This is a genomic window from Kitasatospora sp. NPDC059817 (assembly GCF_042731835.1).
Taxonomy (GTDB): domain Bacteria; phylum Actinomycetota; class Actinomycetes; order Streptomycetales; family Streptomycetaceae; genus Kitasatospora.
In genome coordinates, this window is record NZ_JBHWIR010000236.1 from 1 (window position 1) to 9281 (window position 9281).

General features: G+C 74.4%; 7 protein-coding genes. 6 read left to right on the forward strand and 1 reads right to left on the reverse strand.

Features of this window, described 5'->3' with window-relative positions; translation table 11 throughout:
* Positions 1-141 precede the first annotated feature (141 nt).
* Positions 142-1482, reverse strand: coding sequence for a UDP-N-acetylglucosamine 1-carboxyvinyltransferase (murA, locus tag ACFV61_RS31720; protein WP_063349179.1), 1341 nt, complete (start codon positions 1480-1482; stop codon positions 142-144).
* A 299-nt stretch (positions 1483-1781) separates the two neighbouring features.
* Here murA and ACFV61_RS31725 point away from each other — a divergent pair, with 299 nt between their 5' ends.
* From ACFV61_RS31725 to ACFV61_RS31750, 6 genes are all read left to right on the forward strand, one after another.
* Positions 1782-2366 (forward strand): YqgE/AlgH family protein, encoded by a 585-nt coding sequence (locus ACFV61_RS31725; protein ID WP_063349180.1) that lies wholly within the window; start codon positions 1782-1784, stop codon positions 2364-2366.
* Positions 2367-2427: 61 nt separating this feature from the next.
* Positions 2428-2712, forward strand: a complete 285-nt coding sequence (locus tag ACFV61_RS31730; RefSeq protein WP_063349181.1) for a DUF3039 domain-containing protein — start codon at positions 2428-2430, stop codon at positions 2710-2712.
* Positions 2713-2841: 129 nt separating this feature from the next.
* Positions 2842-4452, forward strand: coding sequence for a beta-N-acetylhexosaminidase (locus ACFV61_RS31735; RefSeq protein WP_380495387.1), 1611 nt, complete (start codon positions 2842-2844; stop codon positions 4450-4452).
* Positions 4453-4763: 311 nt separating this feature from the next.
* Positions 4764-5630 (forward strand): FAD binding domain-containing protein, encoded by an 867-nt coding sequence (locus ACFV61_RS31740; protein ID WP_363370383.1) that lies wholly within the window; start codon positions 4764-4766, stop codon positions 5628-5630.
* Positions 5627-6793: a 2Fe-2S iron-sulfur cluster-binding protein gene (locus tag ACFV61_RS31745; protein ID WP_380335223.1), complete on the forward strand. Its 1167-nt coding sequence runs from the start codon at positions 5627-5629 to the stop codon at positions 6791-6793. Before ACFV61_RS31740 ends, ACFV61_RS31745 begins: the two co-directional genes overlap by 4 nt.
* The gene (locus ACFV61_RS31750) at positions 6790-9117 is read left to right on the forward strand and encodes a xanthine dehydrogenase family protein molybdopterin-binding subunit (protein WP_380495389.1); all 2328 of its coding nucleotides are present in this window, start codon (positions 6790-6792) and stop codon (positions 9115-9117) included. The genes ACFV61_RS31745 and ACFV61_RS31750 overlap by 4 nt, the downstream gene beginning before the upstream one ends.
* The last annotated feature ends 164 nt before the right edge of the window (positions 9118-9281 follow it).

Sequence of the window (9281 nt, forward strand, 5' to 3'; positions counted from 1 at the left end):
TAGGCCCGTAGGCCCGTAGGCCCGTAGGCCCGTAGGCCCGTAGGCCCGTAGGCCCGTAGGCCCGTAGGCCCGTAGGCCCGTAGGCCCGTAGGCCCGTAGGCCCACAGGCCCACAGGCCCACAGGCCTGTGGGCCCTGCGGGTCAGGCGTCGACCAGCTGCTCGGACGGCAGCTCGACGTGGGCGCCCAGGTCGCGCAGCTTGTCCATGAAGTTCTCGTAGCCGCGGTTGATCAGGTCGATGCCGTGCACGGTCGAGGTGCCCTCGGCCGCCAGCGCCGCGATCAGGTACGAGAAGCCGCCGCGCAGGTCGGGGATGACCAGCTCGGCGCCCATCAGCTTGGACGGGCCGGAGACGACCGCCGAGTGCAGGAAGTTGCGCGCGCCGAAGCGGCACGGGGTGGCGCCCAGGCACTCGCGGTACAGCTGGATGTGCGCACCCATCTGGTTGAGCGCGCCGGTGAAGCCGAGCCGCGACTCGTACACCGTCTCGTGGACGATGGACAGGCCGGTGGCCTGGGTCAGGGCGACGACCAGCGGCTGCTGCCAGTCGGTCTGGAAGCCCGGGTGCACGTCGGTCTCCAGGGCGATCGCCTTGAGCTCGCCGCCCGGGTGCCAGAAGCGGATGCCCTCGTCCTCCACCTCGAAGGCGCCGCCGACCTTCCGGAAGGTGTTCAGGAAGGTCATCATCTCCAGCTGGCGGGCGCCGCGGACGTAGATGTCGCCCCTGGTGGCCAGCGCCGCGCAGGCCCAGGAAGCGGCCTCCAGGCGGTCCGGCAGCGCGCGGTGGGTGTAGCCGCCCAGCTCGTCGACGCCGGTGATCAGGATGGTCCGGTCGGTGCCCAGGGTGATGATCGCGCCCATCTTCTGCAGCACGCAGATCAGGTCGACGATCTCCGGCTCGATGGCCGCGTTGCGCAGCTCGGTGACGCCCTCGGCGAGGACGGCGGTGAGCAGCACCTGCTCGGTCGCGCCGACCGAGGGGTAGGGCAGCTCGATCTTGGTGCCGCGCAGGCGCTGCTGGGCGACCAGGTAGGTGCCCTGCGGGTGCTTCTCGATGGTGGCGCCGAACTGGCGCAGCACCTCGAAGTGGAAGTCGACCGGGCGGCCGCCGATGTCGCAGCCGCCCAGGCCCGGGATGAAGGCGTGGCCGAGGCGGTGCAGCAGCGGGCCGCAGAACAGGATCGGGATCCGCGAGGAGCCCGCGTGCGCGTCGATGTCGGCGACGTTCGCACTCTCCACGTGCGACGGGTCGAGGATCAGCTCGCCGTCCTCGTCGCCGGTCCGCACGGTGACCCCGTGCAGCTGGAGCAGGCCGCGGACCACCTTGACGTCGCGGATGTCCGGGACGTTGCGCAGTCTGCTGGGGCCCTGGCCGAGGAGGGCGGCGACCATGGCCTTGGGCACCAGGTTCTTCGCACCGCGGACGCGGATCTCGCCTTCGAGCGGGTTTCCGCCGTGGACCAGCAGGACGTCGTCGGTCATCGTTCTCGCAATCCGGGGTGCCAGAGGGGTGGGAAGGCTCCGGTAGAGAGCCGGTGGTGGACCGGTTGGTACGGGCGCGCTCGGGCCCCCGGCAAAACCGAGTCGGCACCGTAGAAGGGCGTCCACCATCCGTAGATGGTAGTGGGCGTGCCGATGGTTCCCGTGAGCCTCTCCCGTGATGGTCCTCTCTCCGGGCTCGCTCCCGCCCGCCGGAGGGGCCGTTCGGGTGTTTGTCCGGCGTGGCGGGGTTTCGATCGTTGAGGTGTCCGACCCCGGCCGTTCTGCGGGATCATGTGGGCATGACGGCGGCCCACTCGCACGCAGGACGGTCCCACACCGGCCGTCTGCTCGTCGCGACGCCCCTGCTCACCGACCCGAACTTCGCCCGGGCGGTGGTGCTGCTCCTCGACCACGACGTCGAGGGGGCGCTCGGCGTGGTCCTCAACCGGCCGACGCCGGTCGAGGTGGGCAGCGTGCTGGACGGCTGGGGGCGGCTGGTCGGGCAGCCCGCCGTGGTGTTCCAGGGCGGACCGGTGGCGCTGGACTCGGCGCTCGGCCTCGCCGTGGCGCCGGGGGAGCCGGGCACCGGCGAGCCGCTCGGCTGGCGGCGGGTGCACGGCGCGATCGGCCTGGTGGACCTGGAGGCGCCGCCCGAGGTGCTGGCCGGCGAGCTGGGCGCGCTGCGGATCTTCGCCGGGTACGCAGGCTGGTCGCCGGGCCAGTTGGAGACGGAGCTGGGGAGCGGCGCCTGGTACCTGGTGGACTGCGAGCCGGGGGACATCTCCAGCCCGGAACCGGAGCGGCTGTGGCGCTCGGTGCTGCGCCGCCAGCGCGGCCCGCTGGCGCTGCTCGCGACCTATCCGGACGACCCGACGCTGAACTGACGTACGGGCCGCCGTCGCGATACTGGCCGGGTTTCGCGGGGCGCCCATAGACTTGGCACCTATGAGCACTCTTGAGCCCGAGCGCGGCCTCGGCACCGGCACCCTGGTCGAGCCAGTCCCCCAGGTGTCCCACGGGGACGGCGACCACGAGCGCTTCGCGCACTACGTCCAGAAGGACAAGATCATGGAGAGCGCGCTCTCCGGCTCGCCCGTGGTGGCGCTCTGCGGCAAGGTCTGGGTGCCCGGGCGCGACCCGAAGAAGTACCCGGTCTGCCCGATGTGCAAGGAGATCTACGACGGCATCGGCAAGCCGCAGGGCGGCGACGACAACAACGGCGGCAAGTAGCACCGGCCGCCGCGGGCCGGTGCCCGGCGCCGTTGTGCACGGTGTGGTTGTGCACAGTGCCGTTTTGCATAGTGCCGAGTTTCCGAAGTGGTCTATGCCAGTCGTCCGGGGCGGGGGCAGGATGTCGGAATGGACCTCATTCCCGTGCCTTCGAGTGCCGTCCGCCGCCCGGACGAGGACTTCCCCCTCGACGACGCCACCACGCTGACCGCGCCGCCCGGGCTGGCCGACGCCGAGCGGTGGCTGCGAACCACGCTGACCGCGGCCACCGGGCTGCCGCTCGGCCCGGGCCGGCCGGGCACGGGCATCGAACTGGTCCAGGACGACGCGCTGGCCGCCGAGGCGTACCGGATCACGGTGCGCCCCGGCCACGCCCTGGTGGCCGCGGGCGGGCCGGCCGGTGCGCTGTGGGGCGCGCAGACCCTGCGGCAGCTGCTCGGCCCGGACGCCTTCCGCCGGTCCCCGCTGCGCGGCACCGGCTGGGTGCTGCCCGGCGCGGACATCGAGGACGCCCCCCGGTTCGGCTGGCGGGGCGCGCTGCTCGACGTCGCCCGGCACTTCCTGCCCAAGTCGGACGTGCTGCGCTTCGTCGACCTGCTGGCCGCGCACAAGCTCAACGTGCTGCACCTGCACCTGACCGACGACCAGGGCTGGCGGGTGGAGATCAAGCGCTACCCCGGCCTGACCGAGCGCGGCGCCTGGCGGGACCGCTCGATGGTCGGCTACCGGGCCGGCCAGCGCCGCGACGACCGCCCGCACGGCGGCTACTACACCCAGGACGACCTGCGCGAGATCGTCGCCTACGCGGCCGCGCGCGGGGTCACCGTCGTCCCGGAGGTCGACCTGCCCGGGCACACCCAGGCCGCCGTCGCGGCCTACCCCGAGCTGGGCAACACCGACGTGGTGGACACCGCGGCGCTCGGCGTCTGGACGGACTGGGGCGTCAGCCACAACGTGCTCAACGCCTCCGAGGACACCCTGCGCTTCTTCGAGGGCGTGCTGGAGGAGGTCCTGGAGCTCTTCCCGTCCGAGTTCATCCACCTCGGCGGCGACGAGTGCCCCAAGGAGCAGTGGAAGGACAGCGCGGCCGCCCAGGCGCGGATCCGCGAGCTCGGCCTGGCCAACGAGGACGAGCTGCAGAGCTTCGTGATCCGGCACTTCGACCGCTGGCTGGCCGAGCGCGGCCGCCGGCTGATCGGCTGGGACGAGATCCTGGAGGGCGGGCTCGCCCCGGGCGCCGCCGTCTCCTCCTGGCGCGGGTTCGGCGGCGGGATCGCCGCGGCCAAGGCCGGGCACGACGTGGTGATGTGCCCCGAGCAGCACGTCTACTTCGACCACCGGCAGGCCGACGGCCCGGACGAGCCGATCCCGGTCGGCTTCGTGCGCACGCTGGAGGACGTGTACCGCTTCGAGCCGGTGCCCGGGCAGCTGGACGAGACGGCCGCCCGGCACGTGATCGGCACCCAGGCCAACCTGTGGAGCGAGTTCATGGACAGCGCCCGGGACATCGACTACCGGGCCTTCCCCCGGTTGGTGGCCTTCGCCGAGGTCGCCTGGTCCGACCTGCCCACCGATCCGGCCGAGCGCGACTACGCCGGCTTCCAGCACCGGCTGGAGGCGCACCTGAAGGTGCTGGACGCGCTCGGCGTGGAGTACCGCCCGGCGGACGGCCCGCACCCCTGGCAGCGCTGGCCCGGGGTGGCCGGCCGGCCGATCGAGGGCCCGCCGCCGGTGCGCTGAGCGCGACGGACTTGCCCCTTGCGGGAACTTCTGAGTGGTCATCTGACGTCAAGAACAGATGAACATCTGCCCAGGTCCGGTTCGGGCCTGGGCAGATACCGCCCGGTATCCGTCCCAATCGGGCAGTCCCGTTCACCTGCCCCGAAATGATCATCGAGCATTGTGTGCCAGAGTTGCCCAACCCGGCCCGATCGCCCGTACCCTACGGGCCAGGCCGGGCTGCTGACGCGGACACCACGGCCGAAGGCCGCGGGCGGCAGCCGATCGATGAGCAAGTGGAGCACGGTGGGACCCAGGTGAACCGGACGATCATGCTGCCGGCCTCCCTCGACGAGGCCGTCGACGCGCTGGCCGCCACCCCGGCCGCGGTACCGGTGGCCGGCGCCACCGACCTGATGGAAGCCGTCAACGCCGGACGGCTACGCCCCGCCGCCCTGGTCGGCCTCGGCCGGATCACCGAACTGCGCGGCTGGCGCTACGAGGACGGCGGCACCGCCGTCCTCGGCGCCGGACTCACCCACGCCCGGATGGACCGCCCCGACTTCGCCGCGCTCATCCCCGCGCTCGCGGACGCCGCCCGCACCGCCGGCCCGCCGCAGGTCCGCAACGTCGGCACCCTCGGCGGCAACATCGTCACCGCCGCCCCGGCCGGCGACACCCTCCCGGTGCTCACCGCCCTGGAGGCCAGCGTCACCCTCGCCCGGGCCGGCGCCAGCCGCGAGGTGCCGGTCAGTCACCTGCTCACCGGCCTCGACCCGGTGCGCCCCGGCGAACTCCTCACCTGGGTGCGCGTCCCGCTGCTGCACGCCCCGCAGGTCTTCCTCAAGGCCACCGGCCGCAGCGGCCCGGCCCGCGCCACCGCCTCCGTCGCGCTGGTCCTCGACCCCGCCCGGCGCGCCGTGCGCTGCGCGGTCGGCGCCGTCGCGCCCGTGCCGCTGCGCCCGCTGGAGGCCGAGGCCTGGGTCGCCGGCTGCATCGACTGGGACGGCAGCCGGGAGATCGACCCGGCCGCGACCGCCGCCTTCGGCGAGTACGTGGCCGCCGCCTGCGTCCCCGACAGCTACGGCGCCGAAGGCGCCTGGGAGGCCGCGACCGAGGGGCCGAGCGCGGCCGCCGTTCGGCTGCGGCGTACCGTATCGGTGCTGGCCCGACGGGCACTGGGAAGGGCGCTGAAGTGACCACAGACCCCATCGAGACCCTCGACGCCGACCCGCTCGGCCTCACCCCGCAGGTCAGCCGCGAGCTGCGCCCGTGCGCCTCGTACACCTTGCGGGTCAACGGTTTCGAACGGCCCGTCACCGACGCCTGGATCGGCGAGAGCCTGCTCTACGTGCTGCGCGAGCGGCTCGGCCTGGCCGGCGCCAAGGACGGCTGCGAGCAGGGCGAGTGCGGGGCCTGCTCGGTGCAGGTGGACGGCCAGCTGGTGGCCGGCTGCCTGGTGCCCGCCGCGCTGGCCGCCGACAGCGAGATCAACACCGTCGAGGGCCTGTCGGCCGCCGGCGGCGCGAGCGACGTCCAGCAGGCGCTGGCCGAGTCCGGCGCGGTGCAGTGCGGCTACTGCACCCCCGGCATGGCGATGGCGGTGCACGACCTGCTCCAGCGCAACCACCGCCCGACCGAGGTCGAGGCCCGCCAGGCGCTCTGCGGCAACCTCTGCCGCTGCACCGGCTACCGCGGAGTGCTGGCCGCCGTCCAGAGCATCGCCGACGCGCGCGCCGAGGACGTCGAGGAGGCGGAGGAGACGGCCGCCGCGACCGCCGCCCAGGCCGCCTCACCGGACACCGGCCAGGCCGCCGACCAGCCCGCCGGGGAAGCGGCCGCCGGACCGCAGCAGGCCGCCGAACCGCCGGTCTACGCCGACGCCGACGCCTGGATCGAGCACGTCCCGCAGCCGCCCGCCGAGCAGCCCCCGGCCGGCGCCGACCAGCCGTACGGCGACGGCCAGGGCGGCTACGACACCGGCGTGTACGACACCGCCGTCCTGACGCCGGTCCAGGGCATCCCCGCCCAGACCGCCGACGACCAGGTGTACTACCCGCCGCAGGGCTACCCCGAGCAGCCGTACCAGGGCACCCCCGCCCACGGCACCTACGTGCCCGGCGGCTACCCGCAGCAGAACGGCTACGACGCCGGGTACGACGCCCCGGTCTACGAACCCACCCCCGCGCACGGCACGCCGCTGCCCGGGGCCGCCTTCGACGGCACGCCCCCGCACGGCACGCCCTACGTCGCCACGCCCCCGCACGGCGCTCCGGCCGGTGGCACCGCCCCGGCCGGCGTCCCGTACGGCGCCACCCCCGCCCACGGCATCCGGCTCCCCGAGGACGACCACGCATCATGACGTCGCCTACCGACATCGGCGCAGCACTCCAGCAGGACGGCGGCGAGGGCGGCGCACCGGAGCCGTTCGGCCTGGGCAGCTCACCGCTGCGCAGCGACGCGCTGCCCAAGGCGCTCGGCATCTACCCGTACGCGGCCGACCTGTGGGCCGAGGGGCTGCTCTGGGGCGCGGTACTGCGCTCGCCGCACCCGCACGCCCGGATCAGGGGCATCGACACCGCGGCCGCGCTGGCGCTGCCCGGCGTGCACGCCGTGGTCACCGCCGCCGACCTGCCGCCCGGTCCGGACGGCACCCCGGACGGCGCCCCGGCCGGGCCGATCGTCGCCGACCGGCCGGTGCTGGCCGCGGGCGTGGTGCGCCACCACGGCGAGCCGATCGCCGCGGTGGCCGCCGACCACCCGGACACCGCCCGGCTGGCGGTCGGTCTGATCGCGGTCGACTACGAGCCGCTGGAGGCCGTCACCGACCCCGAGCAGGCCTTCACCGCCCCGTCGCTGCACCCGGACGGCAACCTGTTCCGCCACCTGCCGCTGCGCACCGGGGACCCGGACGCGGCCGGCGAGATCATCATCGAGGGCCTCTACCAGGTCGGCCGTCAGGACCCGGCCCCGCTCGGCGCCGAGGCCGGGCTGGCCGTGCCGCGCCCGGACGGCGGCGTCGAACTGCACCTGTCCTCCACCGACCCGCACGGCGACCGCGACCGCACCGCCGCCTGCCTCGGCCTGGAGCCCGACCGGGTCCGGCTGGTGGTCACCGGCGTGCCCGGGGCCACCACCGACCGTGAGGACCTCTCCTTCCAGGTCACCCTGGCGCTGCTGGCGCTGCGCACCGGCCGCCCGGTGAAGATGACCCTCACCCGCGAGGAGTCCTTCCACACCCACCCCTCGCGCCACCCCGCGCTGCTGCGCTACCGCCACCACGCCGACGCCGAGGGCACCCTGGTGAAGGTCGAGGCGCAGATCCTGCTGGACGGCGGCGCGTACGCGGACGTCTCCGCCGAGGCGCTGGCCGCCGCCACCGCGTTCTCGGTCGGCCCGTACGTCTGCCCGAACGTCTTCGTGGACGCCTGGGCGGTGCGCACCAACAACCCGCCGGCCGGGCGGATGCGCGGCGAGGGCGCGTTGCAGGCCTGCTTCGCCTACGAGTCGCAGCTGGACCAGCTGGCCGCCCGGATCGGCGTGGACCCGGTGGAGATCCGCCGCCGCAACGCGATGGCCACCGGTGACCCGATGCCCACCGGACAGGCCGTCACCTGCCCGGCGCCGGTCGGCGCGCTGCTGGAGGCCGTCTCGGCCGAGCCGCTGCCGGCCCTGCCGGTGGACGACCCGGACGCCGAGTGGCTGCTGCCGGGCGGACCCGGTGGCGCCGGCGACCCGGCGGCGGTGCGGCGCGGGATCGGCTACGCCGTCGGCATGGTGCACATGCTCGGCGCCGAGGGCGAGGACGAGGTCTCCACCGCCACCGTGCGGGTCAGCGGCGACCACGCCACGGTGATCTGTGCGGCCGTCGACTCCGGACAGGGCTTCGCCACGCTGGCCCGGCAGATCGTGCAGACCGTGCTGGGCGTCAGCGAGGTGTACATCGCGCCGGCCGACAGCGACCAGTCGATCGCCGGTCCCTCCGCCCGCGGCCGGCACACCTGGGTCTCCGGCGGCGCCGTCGAGCGCGCCGCGCTGATGGTCCGCCACCAGCTGCTGCAGCCGATCGCCGCCAACTTCGGGATGTCGGTGGAACTGCTGCAGATCGCCGACGGCAAGATCACCTCGTACGACGGGGTGCTCGGCATGCCGGTCGCCGAGGCGCTGGAGGGCAAGGAGCTCTGGGCGACGGCCCAGTGCCGCCCGCACCCCACCGAGCCGCTGGACGAGTCCGGGCAGGGCGACGCCTTCGTGTCGATCGCGTTCTGCGCGATGCGCGCGGTGGTGGACGTGGACATCGAGCTGGGCGCCGTCCGGGTGGTCGAGATGACGGTCGCCCAGGACGTCGGCCGGGCGCTGAACCCGCGGCAGATCGAGGACCGGATCGAGGCGGGCGTGGCCCAGGGCGTCGGCCTGGCGCTGCTGGAGGACCTGCGCACCGAGGGCGGCGTGCTGCTGAACCCCTCGCTCACCGGCTACCGGCTGCCCACCGCGCTGGACACCCCGCAGGTGCGGATCGCCGCCCTGCTGGAGGAGCGGGACGTGGTCGCCACCTTCGGGGCCAAGGCGGTCAGCGCCGCCCCCGCGGTGGTCGCCCCGGCGGCCGTGGCCGCCGCCGTCCGGGCGGCCACCGGCCTGCCGGTCGGCCGGCTGCCGATCCGGCCGGAGGACGCGGTCGCGGTCTGACGGGCGGGGGCGGCGGTTTCGGCCGACCGCCCCGGAAATGGCGGAAACAGGAAATGGGGCGGCGCCGCGGTTAGACCCCCCAAAACAGAAGCGGGGAGCGCCCGACGGCGCTCCCAACACAAGAACACCGCTGGGAAAACCGAGGACCAACACCACCGGCCCCC